At 58.3% G+C, this 22510-nt stretch carries 17 protein-coding genes and 1 pseudogene; 16 read left to right on the forward strand and 2 right to left on the reverse strand.

The genetic code is table 11. The annotated features are described in order from the left end of the window. Positions 1-209: 209 nt before the first annotated feature. From VGC62_RS23640 to VGC62_RS23690, 11 genes and pseudogenes are all read left to right on the forward strand, one after another. A pseudogene (locus tag VGC62_RS23640) lies at positions 210-2609 on the forward strand (TonB-dependent hemoglobin/transferrin/lactoferrin family receptor); the annotation flags it as partial. A 118-nt stretch (positions 2610-2727) separates the two neighbouring features. Beyond that, positions 2728-3336 (forward strand): biliverdin-producing heme oxygenase, encoded by a 609-nt coding sequence (locus VGC62_RS23645; protein WP_331189496.1) that lies wholly within the window; start codon positions 2728-2730, stop codon positions 3334-3336. 93 nt (positions 3337-3429) lie between these two features. Further along, positions 3430-3852, forward strand: coding sequence for a YbaN family protein (locus tag VGC62_RS23650; RefSeq protein ID WP_331189513.1), 423 nt, complete (start codon positions 3430-3432; stop codon positions 3850-3852). A 63-nt stretch (positions 3853-3915) separates the two neighbouring features. Further along, positions 3916-4269 carry a DUF5064 family protein gene (locus VGC62_RS23655; RefSeq protein ID WP_331189497.1) on the forward strand — a complete coding sequence of 118 codons (354 nt, stop codon included), beginning with the start codon at positions 3916-3918 and terminating at the stop codon, positions 4267-4269. 208 nt (positions 4270-4477) lie between these two features. Next, positions 4478-5986: a sigma-54-dependent transcriptional regulator gene (locus tag VGC62_RS23660; protein WP_331189498.1), complete on the forward strand. Its 1509-nt coding sequence runs from the start codon at positions 4478-4480 to the stop codon at positions 5984-5986. A gap of 399 nt (positions 5987-6385) precedes the next feature. Beyond that, positions 6386-6769 (forward strand): glycine cleavage system protein GcvH, encoded by a 384-nt coding sequence (gene gcvH / locus VGC62_RS23665; RefSeq protein ID WP_331189499.1) that lies wholly within the window; start codon positions 6386-6388, stop codon positions 6767-6769. Between the two features lie 10 nt (positions 6770-6779). Further along, positions 6780-9644, forward strand: coding sequence for an aminomethyl-transferring glycine dehydrogenase (gene gcvP, locus VGC62_RS23670; RefSeq protein WP_331189500.1), 2865 nt, complete (start codon positions 6780-6782; stop codon positions 9642-9644). A gap of 116 nt (positions 9645-9760) precedes the next feature. Next, a complete protein-coding gene (locus VGC62_RS23675; protein ID WP_331189501.1) occupies positions 9761-11137 on the forward strand; it encodes an L-serine ammonia-lyase in 1377 nt (458 codons plus the stop codon). 61 nt (positions 11138-11198) lie between these two features. After that, positions 11199-12320, forward strand: a complete 1122-nt coding sequence (gcvT, locus tag VGC62_RS23680) for a glycine cleavage system aminomethyltransferase GcvT (RefSeq protein ID WP_331189502.1) — start codon at positions 11199-11201, stop codon at positions 12318-12320. Positions 12321-12715: 395 nt separating this feature from the next. Further along, positions 12716-12928 (forward strand): cold-shock protein, encoded by a 213-nt coding sequence (locus VGC62_RS23685; RefSeq protein WP_007951194.1) that lies wholly within the window; start codon positions 12716-12718, stop codon positions 12926-12928. A gap of 98 nt (positions 12929-13026) precedes the next feature. Then, positions 13027-13515 carry an RDD family protein gene (locus VGC62_RS23690; protein ID WP_331189503.1) on the forward strand — a complete coding sequence of 163 codons (489 nt, stop codon included), beginning with the start codon at positions 13027-13029 and terminating at the stop codon, positions 13513-13515. 158 nt (positions 13516-13673) lie between these two features. Here the strand turns inward: VGC62_RS23690 and lptG are convergent, their stop codons facing one another. Together lptG and lptF are read right to left on the reverse strand one after the other, a co-directional pair. After that, complete coding sequence (gene lptG / locus VGC62_RS23695) at positions 13674-14735, reverse strand: LPS export ABC transporter permease LptG (RefSeq protein ID WP_331189504.1); 1062 nt, start codon at positions 14733-14735, stop codon at positions 13674-13676. Beyond that, positions 14728-15852 carry an LPS export ABC transporter permease LptF gene (lptF, locus tag VGC62_RS23700; protein WP_331189505.1) on the reverse strand — a complete coding sequence of 375 codons (1125 nt, stop codon included), beginning with the start codon at positions 15850-15852 and terminating at the stop codon, positions 14728-14730. The genes lptG and lptF overlap by 8 nt, the downstream gene beginning before the upstream one ends. Positions 15853-16159: 307 nt before the next feature. On the opposite strand from lptF, the gene VGC62_RS23705 reads away from it, so the two are divergent. The 5 genes from VGC62_RS23705 to rlmF form a co-directional block, all read left to right on the forward strand. Further along, positions 16160-17650, forward strand: coding sequence for a leucyl aminopeptidase (locus VGC62_RS23705; protein ID WP_331189506.1), 1491 nt, complete (start codon positions 16160-16162; stop codon positions 17648-17650). A 58-nt stretch (positions 17651-17708) separates the two neighbouring features. Next, entirely contained in the window at positions 17709-18137 is a 429-nt protein-coding gene (locus tag VGC62_RS23710; RefSeq protein ID WP_331189507.1) for a DNA polymerase III subunit chi, read from the forward strand. Between the two features lie 7 nt (positions 18138-18144). Further along, positions 18145-18579, forward strand: a complete 435-nt coding sequence (locus VGC62_RS23715) for a DNA polymerase III subunit chi (RefSeq protein WP_331189508.1) — start codon at positions 18145-18147, stop codon at positions 18577-18579. Positions 18580-18725: 146 nt separating this feature from the next. Beyond that, a complete protein-coding gene (locus tag VGC62_RS23720) occupies positions 18726-21572 on the forward strand; it encodes a valine--tRNA ligase (RefSeq protein WP_331189509.1) in 2847 nt (948 codons plus the stop codon). Positions 21573-21659: 87 nt separating this feature from the next. Then, positions 21660-22510: 23S rRNA (adenine(1618)-N(6))-methyltransferase RlmF (gene rlmF, locus VGC62_RS23725; protein ID WP_331189510.1), on the forward strand; the 851-nt coding region annotated here is incomplete at its 3' end.

Consider the following 22510-nt stretch of genomic DNA (forward strand, 5'->3'; position numbering starts at 1 on the left):
ACGATCCGCAAGAAAGAGCGCTATCCATGCCGTCGAGATTCAAAACCGCCACGCCCGTTTCGTCCTCTTCATGTCTGCTCTCCAAGGGTGCGCACTCGCATTCTTTATCATTACTGACCGCCTCCATTCTCTCGGCCGGCTTGCTCGCCACGCCTCAGGCGTTCGGCGATGCCCCTGAACCCGAAGCCGCTCGACACATAGCATTGGAACCCACGACGATCAGTGCAACGCGCCAAGAGCGAGAAGTGAAATCAGTACCTAGCACCGTGAGCGTGCAGGAGCGCGACGAACTTGATCGCCAAAACGTCAATGGCATTCGCGATCTGGTCCGCTACGAACCCGGCGTGTCGGTTGGCGGCGCCGGTCAGCGCGCCGGAACCACGGGCTACAATATTCGAGGGATCGACGGCGATCGAGTCCTCACACAGATTGACGGCGTCGAAACCCCTGCCAGTTTCTTCTATGGCCCGTTTGCCGAATCACATCGCAACTACGTCGATCCGGAAATCATCAAGCGTGTCGAAATTCTCCGTGGCCCTGCGTCCTCGCTTTACGGCAGTAGCGCCATCGGCGGCGCAGTCAGCTACTTCACACTTGATCCGGACGACATCATCAAAGACGGCCAGGCCGCTGGCGCGCGACTGAAAACAGGTTACAGCTCGGCCGATCGTAGCTGGCTCAAATCGGCAACCGTCGCAGGCCGTCAAGGCGAGTTCGATGCGCTGTTACATGCGAGCACGCGTGACGGGCGAGAAACAAAATCCTACGGCGAAACCGGTGGCGCTGGCTTGTCTCGGACACGGGCCAACCCAGAGTCAGTAGACGCCACCAATGTGCTGGCAAAAATTGGCTGGAACTATACGGATGATTCCCGTTTGGGACTGACGTATGAAAAATATGAGAGTGATCGGGATGCCGACCAACGCAGCGCCGTTGGTGGCCCGTTCGGTGGTGGTGTTGGTGCCGGAATGTACAAATGGCGTGACAGCAATGACCGGGTGACCCGAGAGCGGTTTGGCCTCGAACACCGCTTCAAGGTGGACAGCCTGCTGGCAGACAACATCAAGTGGAGCCTCAATTACCAGCTCGCTAAAACTGCACAAAACACTTACGACTTGTACAACGTTCCACCTAGCGATGGACAAAGGCCCACGCATGGCCCAGGCGCCAAACGGCCTGCTAGCAGCAAACACGCAGGTCAGACAGCAAGCACTCATGGCCCGACCGGGCAACCGGGGAGCAATCATGGCCATGGCGGGCAACCGATGGCCGGGCATGGTGGTGGCCGACCGCCCTCAAGCCATGGAAAGTCGGGAGCGTCCGCCAGCACCCCCGGGCGCCTTGTCCATCGCGAACGCGATACGGTCTACCAGGAAAACCAGTGGGTCATCGACACACAACTGGACAAAACGTTTGCCCTCGGTCAGACCGACCACGTACTGACCTACGGCGCCACGCTCAAGCAACAAAAGACCACAGGAGAACGTTCAGGCAGCGGCACTTGCGCGCAGGCTTTTGGCAGTTGCAAAACCGTAGGTGACGACAGCCCCAGTGATCGGTTGCGCCCGACTAGCGATTTCCCCGATCCAACGGTCACCAACTATGCGCTATTCGCTCAGGACGAAATCCGCTGGAATGACTGGACCTTCCTCCCCGGTCTTCGCTATGACTACACAAAACTTGATCCAAAGATCACCCAAAAATTCCTCGCAGGCTTACCCGCTGACAAAAGCTCGCAAGGAGCGTCCACCAGAGCCCCAGGTAAAAACAAGGTCTGGAACAAGTTCTTGCCTTCACTCGGCGTGACCTACGCACTCAGCGACCAATACACTTGGTATGGTCAGTACGCAGAAGGGTTCCGCACCCCCTCTGCCAAGGTACTTTACGGTCGTTTCGAAAGCCCTCAGGGCGACTATGTCGTTGAACCTAATCCCAATCTGGACCCCGAGAAAAGCCAAAGCTACGAAACCGGATTGCGTGGCAACTTCGATTCGGGCTCGTTTGATGTCGCTCTGTTCCACAACAAGTACAAGGACTTCATCAACGAAGACGCCCTTAGACCCGGTTACGACATGACCACCTTTCAGACGTCCAACATCAAGCGCGCCACCATCAACGGCCTTGAAATCAAGGGTCGTCTGAACCTTGACGCATTAGGCGCACCAGAAGGCCTCTACAGCCTTGGTTCGCTAGCCTATGCCCGCGGTCGCAACGACGACACTGGCAACCCCATCAACAGCATTAATCCAATGACGGGCGTCCTCGGGCTAGGTTACGACCAACACCGGTACGGCGGCCTGTTGAGCTGGACACTGATCAAACGCAGAACCCGGGTCGATGACAGCACGTTCAAATCACCTGACGGGGCCTCCAGCCACTTCAAGACCCCCGGTGCCGGAATTCTGGACCTGACGGCTTACTACAAAGTGACCGACGACCTCACCGTCAACACCGGCATCTACAACCTCACCGACAAGAAGTACTGGCGCTGGGATGACGTACGTGGTTTCGACGGTACGGGAGAAGCGGCAGTTATCAGCCCCGCCAATCTTGACCGCTTGACCCAGCCGGGCCGCAATTTCGGCGTCAATGTCGTGTGGAACATCTAGTTAGACGTACCGCGTCGCCGACCGACGGCGGCGCATTTTTCTGTGTTCGTGCAGAACTCACCCGTCTGACTAATAGATAACTGTCAACGTCAGCGCTTACATACCGCAAGGAAGAAAAATGTCCCAGGAAACCCCAAGCCCGGCCCTTCGCTCCCAGCGCCTGAACCAGATCACCCATGCGCCCCACGAGCGACTGGATAAAGCCGTGAAAGCCAACGCACCGTTCGAAACACGGGGCAGCTACACGCGATTTCTCGCGGCTCAGTACCTGTTTCAGGACGAACTGAAAACCCTGTACAACGATGCGCAACTGATTCAACTCATTCCTGATTTGGCGCAACGCTGCCGTGCCGAACAGGCCAAAGCCGACCTGAATGACCTGCAAACGCCAGTTCCCGAGCCGCTCGCCGGCGCGCTCCACAATCCCAGCATGGCCGAAGCTCTGGGGTGGTTGTTTGTATCAGAAGGCTCGAAGCTGGGCGCCGCGTTTTTGATCAAGCGCGCAGTCGCGTTGGATTTGAGTGACAGCTTTGGCGCACGGCACTTGGGTGAACCGGTCGGCGGGCGGGCGGATGGGTGGAAACGCTTCATTCGCACTCTCGACGACCTGCCGTTCAGCGCAGAGCAAGAGCAGCAAATAGACAAAGGGGCCATTGCGGCGTTCGAGCGCTTCAACGACCTGCTGCAACACGCTTATGCCGGATCGGCGGAACCTGTCAGCGCCTAAATGCTTCATGTTGCGCCCAGCACTGGTAAGCTGGGCGCCTTCCGTGGACAAAATACCGTGGATTGCCTCTTGACCCTGTCGTATCCCGAGACCATGACCAACAAACCACCCGGCAGCAAACTGTCCCGCATTCTCTTTGGCATTCTGGCGTACGTCAGCCTGACCATCGGCATTATCGCGATTTTCATTCCAGGCTTGCCCACCACCGAATTCATTCTGCTTGCCGCTTGGGCGGCGACCAAAAGCTCGCCGCGCTTGAGTGCCTGGCTGGAAGCCCATCGCCTGTTCGGCCCGATGTTGCACAACTGGCGCAACGGCAAGCTCATTGCCCGCCGCGCAAAAATCAGCGCCACGGTCACCATGCTGTTGTGCGCGATCATCATGCTGGTGGTGCTCAACCACAACTGGTGGATCTACTTCGCAGTAACGGGCATGGTGCTGGTCAATCTGTGGATCTGGTCACGACCGGAACCCGCCGCGCAAACAGAGAGCTGCCCGCAGAACTCAGGTCTCTGATGAACCCCCTGGCGGATGTAAGGTCTGTCCTTCTACATTCATCATTTAGCTGGAGCAATTTCCATGTTCGAGCCGGGCCATCTTCATGTCACCCATTCGGCGTTTCAACCGTCGGATGTCAGCTACAACATCCATATTCGTTACGAACTCAGCCAAAACACCGAAACCGGGACAGGTATGCGTTTCTTCATCGAAGGGGAAATCGACGGCAAGGCGTTCAACGATGAATTCGAGCTGCACAAGGACAAAGCCTACAACTTCGCCAGCGAAGCTTCACACATCACCGCAAAGCACGGACTGCCAAGAAATACCAACCTGCATGACCTGCACGGCCAGTACGACGCCATGTTCGAAGATATTCGCCACAAGCTGGATATGAAATCAGGTGATCCGGTCGATCTGGAGGATTTCAAGTAAGGCCAGCCGACGATGCGAATCGTTGGTGCAAGGCTTACCCGCGAAGAGGCTGGAGCAGTCAACAGAATCTCTGAAACTGAATAACCTTTTCACGGGCAAGTCTCGCGTCAACAGTCCGTGTTTGCAGCAGGACCGAAACTGAACCCACAGATAGCGCCATGTTTACTGGCATAATCGCCCTCTTCTGCAGCCTGACCTCTTCCGCCCCATGCGCATCCACGTCAGTTTCATCGACCGAGTAGGCATCACTCAGGAAGTCCTGGCGATTCTCGGTGGGCGCAACCTGAACCTTGATGCCGTGGAAATGGTGCCGCCCAACGTTTACATCGACGCCCCGACCCTGAGCCCTGAAGTGCTTGAAGAACTAAAGGATCGGCTGTTTCGGGTCCGTGGGGTGGAAGCCGTCACGGTGGTCGACATCCTTCCGGGCCAGCGCCGCCATTTGCAACTCGACGCCTTGCTTGCGGCCATGACCGACCCTGTTTTGGCGCTGGACAGCGCGGGAAGCGTATTGCTAGCCAACCCGGCGCTGATTGCCTTGTGTGGACGTGAACCTGCCGGTGAGTCCGTCGGCGCGCTGTTTTCCGATCCTGGCCTGCAAACTGCGTTGCTGGAAAATGGCTTTCGCTTGCCGCTGCGCGAAGTCACGCTCAACGGCGAAGCATTGTTGCTCGATGCCACACCCATCACCGATGCAGGCGCATTGCTGACCTTGTACTTGCCCAGCCGCATCGGTGAACGTCTATCGGCACTGCATCACGATCACGCCGAGGGCTTCGACGCCTTGCTGGGTGACTCAGCTGCCATTCGCACGTTGAAAGCCCGGGCACAACGCGTCGCGGCGCTCGACGCGCCACTGCTGATTCAGGGTGAAACAGGCACCGGCAAAGAATTGGTTGCCCGCGCCTGCCACGCAGTCAGCGCTCGTCACAGCGCGCCCTTTCTGGCGCTGAACTGCGCGGCGCTGCCGGAAAACCTCGCTGAGAGCGAATTGTTCGGCTACGCCCCTGGTGCGTTCACTGGCGCGCAACGCGGCGGCAAGCCAGGGCTCATGGAGATGGCCAACCATGGCACGGTGTTCCTCGACGAAATCGGCGAAATGTCGCCTTACCTGCAAGCCAAGCTGCTGCGTTTTCTCAACGATGGCAGCTTCCGTCGCGTTGGGGGCGACAAGGAGGTGCAGGTCAACGTACGCATCCTCAGCGCCACGCACCGCAATCTGGAGAAAATGGTCAGCGAAGGGACCTTTCGCGAAGACCTGTTTTATCGCCTGAATGTGCTGAATCTGGATGTGCCGCCGTTGCGTGAGCGCGGCCAGGACATCCTGCTGCTCGCGCGCTATTTCATGGCGCAAGCGTGCGCACAGATTCAGAGGCCCGTGTGCCGCCTTGCGCCCGGTACTTACCCTGCTTTGTTGGGCAATCGCTGGCCGGGCAATGTGCGTCAGTTACAAAACGTGATATTTCGCGCAGCGGCGATTTGCGAAAGCACACTGGTCGATATTGGCGACCTGGACATCGCAGGGACATCAGTGGCGCGGCAGAACGACGGCGAGATCGGCAGCCTGGAGGAGGCCGTCGAAGACTTCGAAAAGTCACTGCTCGAAAAGCTCTACAGCCATTACCCTTCAACACGGCAACTGGCTGCGCGGCTGCAGACCTCACACACCGCGATTGCTCATCGGTTGCGCAAGTATGGGATTCCCGGCAAGGCGTAATCGCGGGCAAGCGCCCTCTTCTCAAACACAACATAACTCTCTGAATAAACGGACTTTCTGTAGGAACTGCTCCGTGTTTGCTGCGCGACAGCTTGGCGGCGGGACGGATCCAACGGCTCCATGACGCAGCGCCCACCCGGAACGAAATCACTACATCGTAACGATATCATTCCAAACGCAGCACATCTCCAGCCAGCAAGGCGTTGATCCAGCAACACTTTTCAAATACCCAAGATCCGTAGCGATTTCGCTACAGCCGCCCTTCGCCTTAACCTTTAAAACCCTCTGAAACCCTTTATCTATAAGGCCTGCACAATATTGGCCGCAAACTTGCTATGCACTTACCCCATTCATGCTCGCTACATTCAACGAGCATTTTGTCCATTCAGGGGAGTTTTCATGAGCGAGTTGCGTTTTACCGAAGATCACGAGTGGCTGCGCACCGAAGCCGATGGCAGCATTACCGTTGGCATCACAGCTTTTGCGCAAGACGCCCTGGGAGATGTGGTTTTCGTGCAACTGCCTGACCTGCAGTCCTATGACAAAGGCGCAGAAGCCGCTACGGTTGAATCGGTCAAAGCGGCCAGCGGCGTGTACATGCCTTTGAATGGTGAGGTTGTCGAAGTCAATCCGGCGCTGGACAGCAGCCCGCAACTGGTCAACGAAGATCCAATGGGCCAAGGCTGGTTCTTCCGCTTTATCCCTGCCGATACAAACGCTGCTGGCCAACTGCTGGATCAAGACGCTTACGACCGCCTGATCAAAGCCAACGCCCAAGCCTGAGGAGTCCGACATGACTGACCGTATCGAATTGAGCACGGCTAACGAATTCATCGCTCGTCATATCGGCCCGCGCGCCGATGACGAAAAAGCCATGCTCGCCACCTTGGGCTTCACCTCCCTGGAAGAGCTGAGCGCCAGCGTTATCCCCGATACCATCAAAGGCACCAGCGTGCTGGATCTGCCCGCAGGTCAGAGCGAAGCCGATGCACTGGCGGCGATCAAAGCCATCGCCAGCAAAAACCAGCTATTCAAGACCTTCATCGGTCAGGGCTACTACGGCACTCACACGCCTGCGCCGATCCTGCGCAACCTGCTGGAGAACCCGGCTTGGTACACCGCTTACACGCCTTATCAGCCGGAAATCTCTCAAGGCCGCCTGGAAGCGCTGTTGAACTTTCAGACACTGATCAGCGACCTCACTGGCCTGCCGATTGCCAACGCGTCGCTGCTTGACGAAGCGACCGCCGCCGCTGAAGCGATGACCTTCTGCAAACGCCTGAGCAAGAACAAAAGCAGCCAACAGTTTTTTGCTTCAAGCCACTGCCACCCGCAAACCCTGGACGTACTGCGTACCCGTGCCGAGCCGCTGGGCATCATCGTTGTGGTGGCCGACGAGAGCGAGCTGACCGACCTCAGCAGTTTCTTCGGCGCGCTGCTGCAATACCCGGCGAGCAACGGCGATCTGTTCAACTATCGTGAGCTGGTCGAACGTTTCCATGCAGCCAACGCCTTGGTTGCGGTCGCAGCCGATCTGCTGGCCTTGACGCTGCTGACGCCTCCGGGCGAGTTCGGCGCTGATGTGGCCATCGGTAGCGCGCAACGCTTCGGCGTGCCACTTGGCTTTGGCGGCCCGCATGCGGCTTATTTCTCTACCCGAGATGCCTACAAGCGTGACATGCCGGGCCGTCTGGTCGGCGTGTCGATCGACCGTTTCGGCAAAACCGCACTGCGTCTGGCGATGCAAACCCGCGAGCAACACATCCGTCGCGAGAAGGCCACCAGCAACATCTGCACCGCGCAGGTGCTGCTCGCCAACATCGCCAGCATGTACGCCGTCTACCACGGCCCGGCTGGCCTGACCCGCATCGCCAACCGCGTGCATCACCTGACCGCGATCTTCGCCAAAGGCCTGAGCCAACTGGGTCTGAATATCGAACAAGCGTTCTTCTTCGACAGCGTGACGATCCACACTGGCGCCAAGACCGCCGAGCTGCACGCCAAAGCACGCGCGCAGCAGATCAACCTGCGCGAAGTTGATGCTCAGCGTCTGGGCCTGTCGCTGGATGAAACCACCCAGCATGCCGACATCCAAGTGCTATGGAAACTGTTCGCCGCTGATGGTCAGACCCTGCCGGACTTCGCCGCCCTGGCCAGCACTGTTGAATCGCGTCTGCCCGCAGAGTTGCTGCGTCAATCGCCGATCCTCAGCCACCCGGTGTTCAACCGTTATCACTCCGAAACCGAGCTGATGCGTTACCTGCGCCGGTTGGCCGACAAGGACCTGGCACTGGATCGCACCATGATCCCGCTGGGCTCTTGCACCATGAAGCTCAATGCCGCCAGCGAGATGATCCCGATCACCTGGGCAGAATTCGGCAACCTGCACCCGTTCGCGCCTGCCGAGCAGAGCGCCGGTTATCAGCAACTGACCAATGAACTGGAAGCGATGCTGTGCTCGGCCACCGGTTACGACGCAATTTCGCTGCAACCGAACGCCGGCTCACAAGGTGAATACGCAGGTTTGCTGGCGATTCGCGCGTACCACAAGAGCCGTGGCGATGACCGTCGCGATATCTGCTTGATTCCGTCATCGGCCCACGGCACCAACCCAGCCACCGCGAACATGGCAGGCATGCGCGTGGTCGTGACCGCTTGCGATGCTCGCGGCAACGTCGACATCGAAGATTTGCGCGCCAAGGCCATCGAGCACCGCGATCATCTCGCCGCACTGATGATCACTTACCCATCCACCCACGGTGTGTTCGAGGAAGGTATCCGCGAAATTTGCAGCATCGTCCACGACAACGGCGGTCAGGTGTACATCGACGGCGCCAACATGAACGCCATGGTCGGCCTCTGCGCACCCGGCAAGTTCGGCGGCGACGTGTCGCACCTGAACCTGCACAAAACCTTCTGTATTCCTCACGGCGGTGGCGGCCCAGGCGTTGGTCCTATCGGTGTGAAATCGCACCTGGCGCCATTTTTGCCTGGTCACGGCCAGATGGAACGCAAGGAGGGCGCGGTCTGCGCAGCGCCATTCGGCAGCGCCAGCATCCTGCCGATCACCTGGATGTACATCCGCATGATGGGCGGCGAAGGCCTCAAGCGTGCTTCGCAACTGGCGATTCTCAACGCCAACTACATTTCCCGTCGCCTGGAAGAGCACTACCCCGTGCTGTATTCCGGCACCAGCGGGCTGGTGGCGCATGAGTGCATTCTCGATCTGCGCCCGCTCAAGGACAGCAGCGGTATCAGCGTCGATGACGTCGCCAAACGCCTGATCGATTTCGGTTTCCATGCGCCAACCATGTCATTCCCGGTGGCAGGTACGTTGATGATTGAGCCAACCGAAAGTGAATCTCGGGAGGAGCTGGATCGCTTCTGCGACGCCATGATCAAGATCCGCGAAGAGATTCGTGCAGTTGAAAGCGGCGCGTTGGACAAAGAAGACAACCCACTGAAAAACGCACCGCACACGGCTGCCGAGCTGGTCGGCGAATGGAGCCATCCTTACAGCCGCGAGCAAGCGGTGTACCCGGTTGCTTCGTTGATCGACGGCAAATACTGGCCCCCGGTGGGTCGTGTCGACAACGTGTTCGGCGACCGTAATCTGGTCTGCGCCTGCCCATCCGTCGAGAGCTATCAGGACGCTTGATTTGAATAGGCGTTAACGCCTCGCCAACACGTTGGCTCCTACAGGGGATCGCATTCTCTGTAGGCGCCAATGTGTTGGCGAGAGGGCTCATAACAACAAAAACCCCGGAGTACACCATGTCCCTGAGCGTGTTCGACTTGTTCAAGATTGGCATTGGGCCCTCCAGTTCCCACACGGTGGGCCCGATGCGGGCGGCGGCACGATTTGCCGAAGGCTTGCGTCGCGATGACCTGCTTGACTCCATCACCTGCGTCAAAGTCGAACTCTACGGCTCGCTCGGCGCCACCGGCAAAGGCCACGGCAGTGACAAAGCCGTATTGCTTGGCCTTGAGGGTGAGCATCCAGATACTGTGGACACCGAGACCATCGCTGCACGACTGCAACAGATCCGCAGCAGCGAACACCTCAACCTGCTCGGTGAGCACAGCATTGAGTTCATCGAGAAACATCACCTGGCAATGATCCGCAAGCCCCTGGCCTACCATCCCAACGGCATGATTTTCCGTGCCTTCGACGCATCAGGGCTACAAGTTCGCAGCCGTGAGTACTACTCGGTGGGTGGCGGCTTCGTGGTCGATGAGGATGCAGCTGGCGCAGATCGCATCGTCGAAGACAAAACACCGCTGGTTTATCCCTTCAAGACCGCCAAAGAGCTCATGGCCCACTGCACTGCCAGCGGGCTGTCTATCAGCCAGGTAATGCTCGCCAACGAAGCAGTATGGCGGCCTGAAGCCGAGACCCGCCAAGGACTGCTGCATATCTGGCGGGTGATGCAGGACTGCGTGGAAGCCGGGTGCCGTAACGAAGGCATTTTGCCGGGCGGTCTGAAGGTCAAACGGCGTGCGGCGGCGCTGTATCGACAACTGTGCAAGCACCCGGAAGCAGCACTGCGCGATGCGCTCTCGGTGCTCGACTGGGTCAATCTATACGCGCTGGCGGTCAACGAAGAAAACGCCAACGGTGGACGTGTGGTCACGGCCCCCACCAATGGTGCGGCGGGGATCATCCCTGCGGTGCTGCATTACTACATGCGCTTCATCACCGGCGCCAACGAAGACGGCGTCGTGCGATTTCTGCTGACCGCGGCGGCCATTGGCATTTTGTACAAGGAAAACGCCTCGATCTCGGGCGCCGAAGTCGGTTGCCAAGGCGAAGTCGGCGTAGCGTGTTCAATGGCCGCTGGCGCCTTGTGCGAAGTCTTGGGCGGGAACGTCGATCAGGTAGAAAACGCCGCCGAAATTGGCATGGAACACAATCTTGGCCTGACCTGCGATCCCATTGGCGGGTTGGTGCAGGTGCCCTGTATCGAGCGCAACGCAATGGGTTCGGTAAAGGCCATCAATGCCGTACGCATGGCCCTGCGCGGCGACGGTCAGCACTTCGTCTCGCTGGACAAAGTGATCCGCACGATGCGCCAGACCGGCGCAGACATGAAAAGCAAGTACAAGGAAACAGCCCGTGGCGGGCTGGCCGTGAACATTATCGAGTGCTAATACAGCCCTATTTCCGGCATCGATTTGGGTCGGTGCCCAACACAAATCCCAGGAGCCTTTTATGTCTACCGAACTGTTGAAAACACCGCTTCACGCTTTGCACCGCGAACTGGGCGCCAAAATGGTGCCATTCGCCGGTTACGACATGCCCGTGCAATATCCTGCGGGAGTGATGAAAGAACACCTGCACACCCGCGAGCAAGCCGGCCTGTTCGATGTTTCCCACATGGGTCAGATTCTATTGAGCGGCGCTGGCGCCGCCAAAGCACTGGAAAGCCTGGTTCCGGTCGACATCATCGACCTGCCCGTGGGCATGCAGCGCTATGCGATGTTCACCAACGACAGCGGCGGCATCCTCGATGACCTGATGGTCGCCAATTTGGGCAACGATCAACTGATGTTGGTGGTCAACGCCGCCTGCAAAAATGAAGACCTGGCGCACCTGCAGAAGTACATCGCTAGCCAGTGCGACATCAAGCCGCTGTTCGAAGAGCGCGCCCTGCTTGCCCTGCAAGGCCCGCAGGCAGTTACCGCACTGGCGCGCCTGGCGCCGGACGTGGCAAAGATGACCTTCATGCAATTCGCCCGTGCCAGCATCGACGGCATCGATTGCTATGTCAGCCGCTCGGGCTACACAGGTGAAGACGGCTATGAAATCTCGGTGCCGGCCGATCAGGCCGAATCGCTGGCGCGCCGTCTGCTCGCTGAGCCTGAAGTAGCACCGATTGGCCTCGGCGCACGTGATTCGCTGCGTCTGGAAGCTGGCCTGTGCCTGTATGGCCATGACATGAACACCGACACCACGCCCATTGAAGCCAGCCTGCTGTGGGCGATCTCCAAGGTTCGGCGTGCCGATGGCGCACGCGCGGGTGGTTTCCCTGGGGCTGAACAGATTTTCGCCCAACAACAAGCAGGCGTCGCCCGCAAGCGTGTCGGTCTATTGCCACAAGAGCGCACGCCAGTACGTGAAGGCGCCGAGATTGTCGATGCCAACGGCAAAATCATTGGCACTGTCTGCAGTGGCGGCTTCGGGCCCACATTGGGCGGCCCGCTGGCGATGGGTTATATCGATAGTGCATTTGCGGCAGTAGATACACAGGTCTGGGCAATCGTACGCGGTAAGCAAGTACTGATGAAAGTTAGCAAAATGCCCTTCGTTGCACAGCGTTACTTCCGTGGCTGATAGTTGCGTCAAAAAACAAGCAGCCAAAACAGTGCATAAACTGTCTGGCTGCTGCATCACTGGGCGTTTTTAAACTGCATTCAAACTGTCAAAAAAATGCACATACACAAGACCTGATAATGGAAAAACTATCGATCTTCCACAACCGGTTAAAGTTTTCGAAAAACTTGAAAAACCTCCTGAAACCGGGGTTACGCGGGGGCTTGTTTTTTCTGTAACAGTTGGCGTAGAGTTTCTGGACTGTGTTTGCATAGGTCGCTTGGGACCGTGACCTGGGGCAGTAGCGCGAAGCAATGCTACATCCCGCTCTACGTTTCTTACTTCCTGCAACCAGCCCAGTACTCTCTTCGTGCGAAGGAGGCTGTCATTAATTTAAGCTTCAAGGAAATAAGAAAATGTCTACACGTCAGAGCGGCACCGTTAAGTGGTTTAACGACGAGAAGGGTTTTGGTTTTATCACTCCAGAGAGCGGTCCGGATCTGTTCGTCCACTTCCGCGCAATTCAAGGCAACGGTTTCAAAAGCCTGAAAGAAGGCCAGAAAGTGACTTTCGTCGCCGTGCAAGGCCAGAAAGGCATGCAGGCTGATGAAGTCATCGCTGAAGCTTAAATAGCAGCAAGCGAGAAAGCCCCTGATGACACATCAGGGGCTTTTTTATGCCTGCAATTTTGTAACATGCAGGCTTCCCTGCGAACGAGCGTCCCTTCATGCCAAAACACCTGCTTCGCCCTCAAGGCGACTTCCCTGCTGCGGGACTAGGCCGTCGTCTGGCGGCGATGTTCTATGACTTGCTGCTGTGCGTCGCGCTGCTGATGGTGACCACTTTCATCTATAAGCTGATCTGGATGGGGTTTGTCGGCGAAGCAAAACTGCGAGCGATGTCCGAAGCGGGCTCGCTGGACGGCGACCCTTTGCTCTCAACGATTCTGTTGTTTGTCCTGTTCGGCTTCTTCGCCAAATTCTGGACCCACGCCGGGCAGACACTGGGCATGCAAGTTTGGGGGATTCGCGTGCAAAATGCCGACGGCACCGGCATCAGCCTGTGGCAGGCACTGCTGCGTTTTGTGGTGGCGATTGCATCTTGGCTGTGTGTTGGACTCGGTTTTTTTTGGAGCCTGATCGACAAGCAAAAGCGCAGTTGGCATGACCTGTATTCCAACAGCCAACTGGTGCGGATCCCAAAGCAGAAGAAATGATGTGAAGACCGCTGACCGCATGTAACCCGGATCTGTAGGAGCCAACTTGTTGGCGAAGCGGTCCAGGCGGTGTATCAGGCACGCCTCTCGCGAAGGAATTCGATTCTACGGTCAAGAAAAAGCCGACGCAGCGTCGGCTTTTTCATTAAGGCCGGAGCTTAGCCCGCTCGGCGCAGCAACCAAACCCCTGCCAGCGCGCATATCCCGGCAGGAACCAGTACCGCAAACAGTGGCGAGAAGCCAAACACCAGGCTCGATGGACCAAGCAGGTCCTGGGCGATACGGAAGGTAAAGCCCACCAGCACGCCGGTAAATACCCGTTGTCCCAGGGTCACTGAGCGCAGCGGCCCGAAGATGAAGGAAATGGCCATCAATACCAGCGCGACAGTCACCAGCGGCTGCAGGATTTTGGTCCAGAACGCCAGCCAGTAACGACCATTGTTCAGTCCTTGATCCGCAAGATAGTGCGCGTAGCCCCACAAACCGGTCATTGACAGTGATTCGGGTGGCAACACCACCGTGCTCAACAACTGCGGGCTAAGTGCCACGTTCCAGCGTTCTTCCGGCGTGTTGACGACCTCGGTGCGATCACCGTGGAAGACCGTCGTGGTGACGTCTTTAAGCAGCCAGTAATCGGTCTTGAAGTTCGCCTGCTTGGCGAAGCTTGCGGTCTGCATATGACGCTGATCGTCGAAGCGGTAGCGCGTCACGCCGTACAACAGACCATCAGGTTGAACGGTGTTGATGTGGATGAATTCTTCGCCCTGACGGTGCCACAAGCCATGTCGCGCGCTCTGCGCATCACCGCTGCCCTGTGCCAGGGAACGCGCCGCCTGGGCCTGGCTCTCGGTGACCGGCGCGACGTACTCGCCAATCAACAGGCCGGCAACCATCAACACCAGCATGGGTTTCATGACCGCCCACACGATACGACCGATGGACACACCGGCGGCACGCATGATGGTCAGTTCACTGCTGCTGGCCAGACCGCCGAGGCCGATCAGGCAACCGATCAGTGCCGCCATCGGCAGCATGTCGTAAAGACGGCGCGGGGCCGTCATGATGACGAAACTGCCTGCATCCCAAAAGGTATAGGTATCACTGATGTCGGCCATTTCATCGATGAAGGCAAACAGCGAGGCCAGCCCGAGGATGATGCCCAACACAGCAAGGATCGCGATGAACACGCTCTTGCCGATGTAATGATCGAGCTTAACCATGGGCCACCTCCGACACGCTGCGGCGGCTCGCCATCTTCAAACGCAGAGGTTCCCAGTAGAGAAGCCCCAGGCCAATCGCGAGGAATATGCCGTGGACCCACCACAAACCCAGCGCCATTGGAATTTTGCCTTTTTCCAGCGCGCCACGGGCGGCGATCAGAATGGTCAGGTAAGCCATATAAAGCAGAATCGCCGGCAGCAGCTTGAGGAAGCGCCCCTGACGAGGGTTGACCCGTGACAGCGGAACCGCCATCAAGGTCACGATGAACACCAGAATCGGCAACGAAATACGCCACTGCAATTCGGCTTTGTTGCGCGGTGAATCCTCGCCAGTGATCAGCTCGCTGGTGGGGATCGCGTCGCGGTCGGTGATTTCGTCGCTGATGTCAGGCTTGGGCAGCAGCGCCCCGTAGGTGTCGTACTTGATTGCGCGGTAGTTGGCCTCGCCCGGATTACCGTCATAGCGGTAGCCGTTTTCCAGAATCAGGTAACGGCTGCCGTCGTTTTTGATTTCCTGATGGCCCTTCTCGGCGACCAACACAGTAATCCCGCGATCCTTGGAGGCGTCGGAAGACAGGCGCTTCTCGGAGATGAACACTCCACCCAGGTTAATGCGGTCGTCAGACATCTGCTCGGTGTAGGTCACCCGTGTACCGTCGCGCAATGCCTGAAAACGCCCCGGCACCAGCGTATCGAATTCGGTCATCGCATCCTGCTTGTTGATCAGCAGGGAAAACTGCGTAGCGCCCTGTGGCGCAAGGCTGAAGCTCAGCCAGGCCACCAGCAGCGAAATCAGCGCCGCCGGTGCCAGGGTAATCCATAGCAGACGTTGCTGGCTCATGCCCGTGGCCGCCAGAACGGTCATCTCGCTTTCCAGGTACAAGCGGCCGTATGCCAGCAAAATCCCCAAAAACAGCCCGAGCGGCAAAATCAACTGCATGAAGCCCGGCAGACGGAAGCCCATGATCAGAAACAGCACGCCAGGATCGAGCGCGCCGGAAGCCGCTTGGGCCAGGTATTTGATAAAGCGCCCGCTCATGATGATCACCAACAACACGGCGCTCACAGCGCTCAAGGTGACCAGCACTTCTCGGGACAAGTAACGAAAGACAATCAAACCAGACACTCCAGGGTTGTCACGCTCAGGCAGCCTGACAAGGAAATGGATTAGCCAGGGCGCCCGCTGCTGCGAACGACCCAAAAAATATGCGGCATTATCCTGTGATTGGGTGTGTCTGTCACTGCGCGCGCCGGATACTTCTCATATAGCGCGGATACGAGCGTATTAACGGGGTTGTCATCCATCCTCTGGCAGGGTCAAACTGCGGGCCTTACCGCTGGCATGGCGATCCAAGACACTTTTACCCTTGCCACGATGCGCAGTCATTTTTGCGATAACCCACAGTTTATTCGGGGACCCCGACATGGAATTGGTTGTTAAAAGCGTCAGCCCAGAAACCTTGAAAACCGCCACGCTGATAGTGGCCGTTGGCGAAGGCCGCGCGCTCAGCGATGCCGCAAAAAATGTCGATACCCTCAGCGGCGGTGCAATCAGCGCCGTTCTCAAGCGTGGTGATCTGGCAGGCAAAGTCGGCCAGAGCCTGCTCCTGCACAGCCTGCCAAACCTCAAGGCGGAGCGAGTTCTGCTGGTTGGCACGGGTAAAGAGGCCGAGCTGACCGACCGTCAATTTCGCAAAATCATCAGCGCCGTGCTGTCGACGCTTAAAGGCTTGGGCGGCACCGACGCGACCTTCGCTCTGGACCACTTGATCGTCAAAAATCGCGACACGTACGGCAAAAACCGCCTGTTGGTCGAAACCCTGGCCGACGGCGAATATGTGTTCGACCGTTTCAAGAGCCAGAAAGCCGACCCTCGCGCACTGAAGAAAGTCACCTTGCTGACCGACAAGGTCAACGTGGCTGACGTCGAACGCGCCGCAGCGCATGCCCAAGCAATCGCTAAAGGCATGGCGTTCACACGCGACCTGGGCAATATGCCGCCAAACCTGTGCCACCCGACCTACTTGGGTGAAGAAGCCAAAGCGCTGGGCAAGGCATTCAAGAACCTGAAGGTCGACGTCCTCGACGAGAAGAAAATCGCTGAACTGGGCATGGGCTCTTTCCTGGCGGTGGCCCAGGGTAGCGCACAGCCTGCGCGTCTGATCGTGATGAACTACGCCGGCGGTAAAAAAGCCGACAAACCGTTCGTATTGGTAGGTAAAGGCATCACCTTTGACACCGGCGGCATCAGCATCAAGCCCGCTGCCGGGATGGATGAGATGAAGTTCGACATGTGCGGCGCCGCCAGTGTGTTCGGTACGCTGCGCGCTGTTCTCGAACTGCAATTGCCGATCAATCTGGTGTGCATCCTGGCCTGCGCCGAAAACATGCCGAGTGGTACCGCGACGCGTCCGGGCGACATCGTCAAGACCATGAGCGGCCAGACGGTAGAAATCCTCAACACCGACGCCGAAGGCCGTCTGGTGCTGTGCGACGCGCTGACTTACGCCGAGCGCTTCAAGCCACAAGCGGTGATCGATATCGCCACACTGACCGGCGCGTGTGTCGTTGCGTTGGGCGGTCATACGTCGGGCCTGCTGGGCAACAATGATGGTCTGATCAGTCAACTGCTGGACGCCGGTAAACGTGCCGACGACCGCGCCTGGCAACTGCCGCTGTTCGATGAATACCAAGAGCAACTGGACAGCCCGTTCGCCGACATCGCTAACATCGGTGGCCCGAAAGGCGGCACCATCACCGCCGCCTGCTTCCTGTCGCGCTTCACCAAAGCCTACGAGTGGGCGCACCTGGACATCGCCGGTACTGCCTGGTTGAGCGGCGGTAAAGAGAAAGGCGCCACTGGCCGTCCGGTTCCGCTGCTGACTCAATACCTGCTCGACCGCGCAGGCGTCTAAAAGCATCGCGAAACGTGCCTGTCAGCATGGCAGGCACGTTTTACGCTCAGGAGCTTTCATGACCCAAGTCGATTTCTACATCCTGCCCAGCGACGACCCGATAGCGCGCCTGGATTTCGCCTGCAAACTGACGGACAAGGCCTGGCGCCTCGGCCACCGTATCTATCTGCATTGCAGCGATGCCCAACAGCGCGAAGACCTGGACGCCCGTCTGTGGCGCTTCAAGGGCGAGACATTCGTGCCTCACGGCGACGCCGAAGACGACCCCGACGCGCCGGTTGCACTGGGATTGGGCGACGACCCTGGCGCGCATCAAGATCTGTTGGTCAATCTCGACCTGCGCATCCCCGAGTTCTTCAAGCGTTTCACCCGCGTGGCTGAAATCGTGGTGCAAGATCCGGCCATTAAACTAGCCGCACGAGAGAGTTTCCGCTTCTACCGTGAACAGGGCTATCCTCTGCAAGATCACCGACTGCAGCGTCTTTGAGCACACGATGGACAATTCAAAAAACCCGAAAGCCCCCGCGCAATTGCTGGACGACCTTGAGTCAATCCGCCAACTGCTCGGCGATGATTCTGCGCAACCGCCACTGCTCACCGATACGGTCAACAGCGAAAGCCAGATCCCCCTGCTATTCGATGTAGTGAGTGTCAAAGCTGTTCCTGCCGACAACGAACAGCCTGACGAAGAAGACATCCCGACGCTGACTCCCGAACCGGTGGCGGCTACCCAGCCCGAGCCGCAAGCAGCAGAACCCGCCACGACAGCCAATCCGGATGCACTCCTGCACTTGGACAGCGAGCTGCGCGCCGCCGCGCAGTTGATCATGCAAGACGTGATCGATGACTTCGCCCCGCACATCGAGAACGAGATCAAACGCCGCCTGGATGCACGAATGGAGAGGCTTTTAAGCCAGTATCAAAACTAAAAGCAGTTACCAGCCTCAAGCTGCAAGCCACAAGAAGGCAATGTGCTGCACATTGCTTGCAGCTTGTCGCTTGTAGCTTGCAGCTGCGTTGAAAAGCTATACTTGCCGGCTTTCCCGAATTAAAGCCAATTAGGTTCCCGCCCCGCATGGACAAGACCTACCAGCCGCACACCATCGAAACTTCCTGGTACCAGACGTGGGAGTCCGAGAATTACTTCGCTCCGCAAGGCGCGGGCGACTCGTACACCATCATGATTCCGCCGCCAAACGTCACTGGCAGCCTGCACATGGGGCACGGCTTCAATAACGCGATCATGGACGCCCTGATCCGCTTTCGCCGTATGCAGGGTCGCAATACCTTGTGGCAGCCGGGCACCGACCACGCCGGTATCGCCACACAAATGCTGGTGGAGCGTCAGATCGAGGCACAAGGCCTGAACCGCCACGACCTGGGTCGCGAGAAATTTCTCGAAAAAGTCTGGGAGTGGAAGGATCAGTCAGGCGGCAACATCAGCCGTCAGATTCGTCGCCTGGGCTCGTCCGTCGACTGGAGCCGCGAGCGCTTCACCATGGACGACGGTCTGTCCGAGGCGGTTAAAGAAGCTTTTGTGCGCCTGCACGAAGACGGCCTGATTTACCGAGGCAAGCGCCTGGTCAATTGGGACACCAAGCTGCACACCGCCATTTCCGACCTTGAAGTAGAAAACCACGACGAGAAAGGCCACCTGTGGAACTTGCGTTATCCGCTGGCTGACGGCGCAAAAACCGCAGACGGCCTGGATTACCTGATCGTTGCCACCACCCGCCCGGAAACCATGCTTGGCGATGCCGCCGTCGCAGTGAACCCGACTGACGAGCGTTACAAAGCCCTGATCGGCAAATTCGTCGAGCTACCGCTGGTTGGGCGTCGCATTCCGATCATTGCCGACGACTATTGCGACCCTGAGTTCGGCACCGGCTGCGTGAAAATCACCCCGGCTCACGATTTCAACGACTACGAAGTCGGCAAGCGCCACAACCTGCCGCTGTTGAATATTTTCGACAAGAACGCTGCCGTTCTGCCTGCTGCCCAGGTGTTCAACCTGGACGGCACACTGAATGAAACCGTCGACGGCACCCTGCCCGCTCAATATGCGGGGCTGGACCGTTTCGAAGCGCGCAAGCAAATCGTTGCGGCCTTCGAAGCTGCGGGCCTGTTGGTCAGCGTCGACGACCATGCGCTGAAAGTGCCAAAGGGCGATCGCTCTGGCACCATCATCGAGCCATGGTTGACCGACCAATGGTACGTCTCCACCAAGCCGCTGGCTGAGCCCGCGATTGCTGCTGTCGAAGACGGCCGCATCGCTTTCGTGCCCAAGCAGTACGAAAACATGTACTTCTCGTGGATGCGCGACATCCAGGATTGGTGCATCAGCCGCCAACTGTGGTGGGGCCATCGCATTCCGGCGTGGTACGACGAATCCGGCAAGGTCTATGTCGGCCGCGACGAAGCCGAAGTCCGTGCCAAGCACAACCTTGGCCCCGAGATTGCGCTGCAACAGGACAACGACGTACTCGACACCTGGTTCAGCTCGGGCCTGTGGACCTTCTCCACGCTCGGCTGGCCGGAAAAAACCAAAGCGCTGGAGACCTTCCACCCCACCGACGTGCTGGTTACCGGCTTCGATATCATCTTCTTCTGGGTCGCCCGGATGATCATGCTCACCATGCATCTGGTGAAGAACGATGACGGCACGCCGCAAGTGCCGTTCAAGACGGTCTATGTGCATGGTTTGGTGCGCGACGGCCAAGGTCAAAAGATGTCCAAGTCCAAGGGCAACGTCCTGGACCCGCTGGACATCATTGACGGCATCGAGCTCGAAGCGCTGGTCGCCAAGCGCACCTCTGGCATGATGCAGCCCAAACTGGCGAAGAAGATCGAGAAGCAGACCCGCGACGAATTCGCCGACGGCATTGCAAGCTACGGCACCGATGCGCTGCGCTTCACCTTCTGTTCGCTGGCATCTACCGGTCGCGACATCAAGTTCGACATGGGCCGCGTCGAAGGCTATCGCAACTTCTGCAACAAGATCTGGAACGCAGCACGCTACGTGCTGGACAAAGGCGAAGACTGCGGCCAGAACGGCGAAGCAGTCGAGCTGTCGCTGGCTGATCGCTGGATCATCTCGCAACTGCAACGCACCGAAGCCGAAGTCACCCGGCAACTGGATCAGTTCCGTTTCGACCTCGCAGCCCAAGCGCTGTACGAGTTCATCTGGAACCAGTACTGCGACTGGTACCTGGAGCTGTCCAAGCCTGTGCTGTGGGACGAAAACGCACCGATAGAGCGCCAGCGCGGCACCCGTCGCACGCTGGTTCGCGTACTGGAAGTGGCGCTGCGCCTGGCGCATCCGTTCATGCCATTCATTACCGAAGAAATCTGGCAGCGCCTCGCGCCGCTGGCAGGTGTAACCGGCAAGACCATCATGCTGCAGCCATGGCCGGTAGCGAACGAGGCGCGCATCGACCAAGGCGCCGAAGACGACATCGAGTGGCTCAAGGGCCTGATGCTCGGCGTGCGTAACATTCGTGGCGAGATGAACATCGGCCCAGGCAAACCGCTGACGCTGTTTCTGAAAAACGTGACCGCCGAAGACCAACGCCGCCTGACTGAAAACGATGCGCTACTGAAAAAACTGGCGAAGCTGGAATCAATCACGATTCTGGCCAATGGTGCCGAAGCGCCGCTGTCCGCCACCGCGCTGGTGGGTGAGATGGAAGTGCTGGTGCCAATGGCCGGGCTGATCGACAAAGGTGCCGAACTGGCGCGTCTGGACAAGGAGATCCTGCGACTGCAAGGCGAAGTTCAGCGTGTGGGCGGCAAGTTGTCCAATGCAGCATTCGTCGACAAGGCGCCGCCTGAAGTCATCGCCAAAGAACGCGCCAAGCTCACTGAAGCCGAACAGGCATTGGGCAAGCTGGCCGAGCAACATGCTCGGATTGCCAGTTTGTAAACCTGGCAATCGATTAAAAAGGGAGGCCTGCAACGGCCTCCCTTTTTTATCACGCAAGAGCTGCGCACACCGTAAAACCGGATTTCCATGACAAATCAAATTCCGCCCAAACCACCGCGCAAGAAGCCCAAACCCGCTCAACCGGCAAAACCTGTCGAACCGCGCGAAAAGGCCAGCCTGCATCCGCGCAATCGCCATCAAGGCCATTACGACTTCCCCAAGCTGATCAAGAGCAGTCCCGAGCTGGGCAAGTTCGTCGTGATTAATCCGTATGGCAAGGAAAGCATCGACTTCGCCAACCCGGCAGCGGTTCGGGTGTTTAACCGTGCGCTGTTGAAGTCGTTCTACGGCATCGCTCATTGGGACATTCCCGCTGATTATCTGTGCCCGCCGATCCCTGGCCGCGCGGATTACCTGCACTTTCTCGCCGATCTGCTGGCCAGCCACAACGAAGGCGTAATCCCGCGTGGTGCCTCGGTCGCTGCGCTGGACGTCGGCACCGGCGCCAACTGCGTATATCCGCTGATTGGTCATAGCGAGTACGGCTGGCGGTTTCTCGGTACCGACATCGACAGCATTGCGCTCGCCTCGGCCACAGCGATCATCAAGTCGAACAACCTTGGCAAAGCCATCAGCCTGCGTCAGCAGAACAACCGCAAACTGATCCTGCTGGACGTACTGAACAAAGAAGACCGTTTCGACCTCAGCCTGTGTAACCCTCCGTTTCACGCGTCAGCCGATGAGGCCCTGCGCGGCAGTCAGCGCAAATGGCGAGCGTTGGGCAAGGCCGACCCCAAACGCAAGCTGCCAGTGCTCAACTTTGGCGGGCAGGCGGCAGAACTATGGTGTGAGGGCGGTGAGTCGCGCTTTGTCACGCAACTGATCAACGAGAGCGCACAGGTCCAGCAACAGGTGTTGTGGTTCAGCACACTGGTGTC

This window comes from Pseudomonas sp. (genome assembly GCF_036404235.1).
Taxonomy (GTDB): domain Bacteria; phylum Pseudomonadota; class Gammaproteobacteria; order Pseudomonadales; family Pseudomonadaceae; genus Aquipseudomonas.

What these genes read in the sequence shown, in the direction of transcription:
- VGC62_RS23645 (WP_331189496.1), top strand. Translation starts at nt 2,728, where the DNA reads ATGTCCCAGGAAACCCCAAGCCCGGCCCTTCGCTCCCAGCGCCTGAAC.
- VGC62_RS23690 (WP_331189503.1), top strand. Translation starts at nt 13,027, where the DNA reads ATGCCAAAACACCTGCTTCGCCCTCAAGGCGACTTCCCTGCTGCGGGA.
- lptG (WP_331189504.1), bottom strand. Translation starts at nt 14,735, where the DNA reads ATGGTTAAGCTCGATCATTACATCGGCAAGAGCGTGTTCATCGCGATC.
- VGC62_RS23715 (WP_331189508.1), top strand. Translation starts at nt 18,145, where the DNA reads ATGGACAATTCAAAAAACCCGAAAGCCCCCGCGCAATTGCTGGACGAC.
- gcvH (WP_331189499.1), top strand. Translation starts at nt 6,386, where the DNA reads ATGAGCGAGTTGCGTTTTACCGAAGATCACGAGTGGCTGCGCACCGAA.
- gcvP (WP_331189500.1), top strand. Translation starts at nt 6,780, where the DNA reads ATGACTGACCGTATCGAATTGAGCACGGCTAACGAATTCATCGCTCGT.
- VGC62_RS23675 (WP_331189501.1), top strand. Translation starts at nt 9,761, where the DNA reads ATGTCCCTGAGCGTGTTCGACTTGTTCAAGATTGGCATTGGGCCCTCC.
- VGC62_RS23705 (WP_331189506.1), top strand. Translation starts at nt 16,160, where the DNA reads ATGGAATTGGTTGTTAAAAGCGTCAGCCCAGAAACCTTGAAAACCGCC.
- gcvT (WP_331189502.1), top strand. Translation starts at nt 11,199, where the DNA reads ATGTCTACCGAACTGTTGAAAACACCGCTTCACGCTTTGCACCGCGAA.
- VGC62_RS23655 (WP_331189497.1), top strand. Translation starts at nt 3,916, where the DNA reads ATGTTCGAGCCGGGCCATCTTCATGTCACCCATTCGGCGTTTCAACCG.
- VGC62_RS23660 (WP_331189498.1), top strand. Translation starts at nt 4,478, where the DNA reads ATGCGCATCCACGTCAGTTTCATCGACCGAGTAGGCATCACTCAGGAA.
- VGC62_RS23650 (WP_331189513.1), top strand. Translation starts at nt 3,430, where the DNA reads ATGACCAACAAACCACCCGGCAGCAAACTGTCCCGCATTCTCTTTGGC.
- VGC62_RS23685 (WP_007951194.1), top strand. Translation starts at nt 12,716, where the DNA reads ATGTCTACACGTCAGAGCGGCACCGTTAAGTGGTTTAACGACGAGAAG.
- VGC62_RS23710 (WP_331189507.1), top strand. Translation starts at nt 17,709, where the DNA reads ATGACCCAAGTCGATTTCTACATCCTGCCCAGCGACGACCCGATAGCG.
- VGC62_RS23720 (WP_331189509.1), top strand. Translation starts at nt 18,726, where the DNA reads ATGGACAAGACCTACCAGCCGCACACCATCGAAACTTCCTGGTACCAG.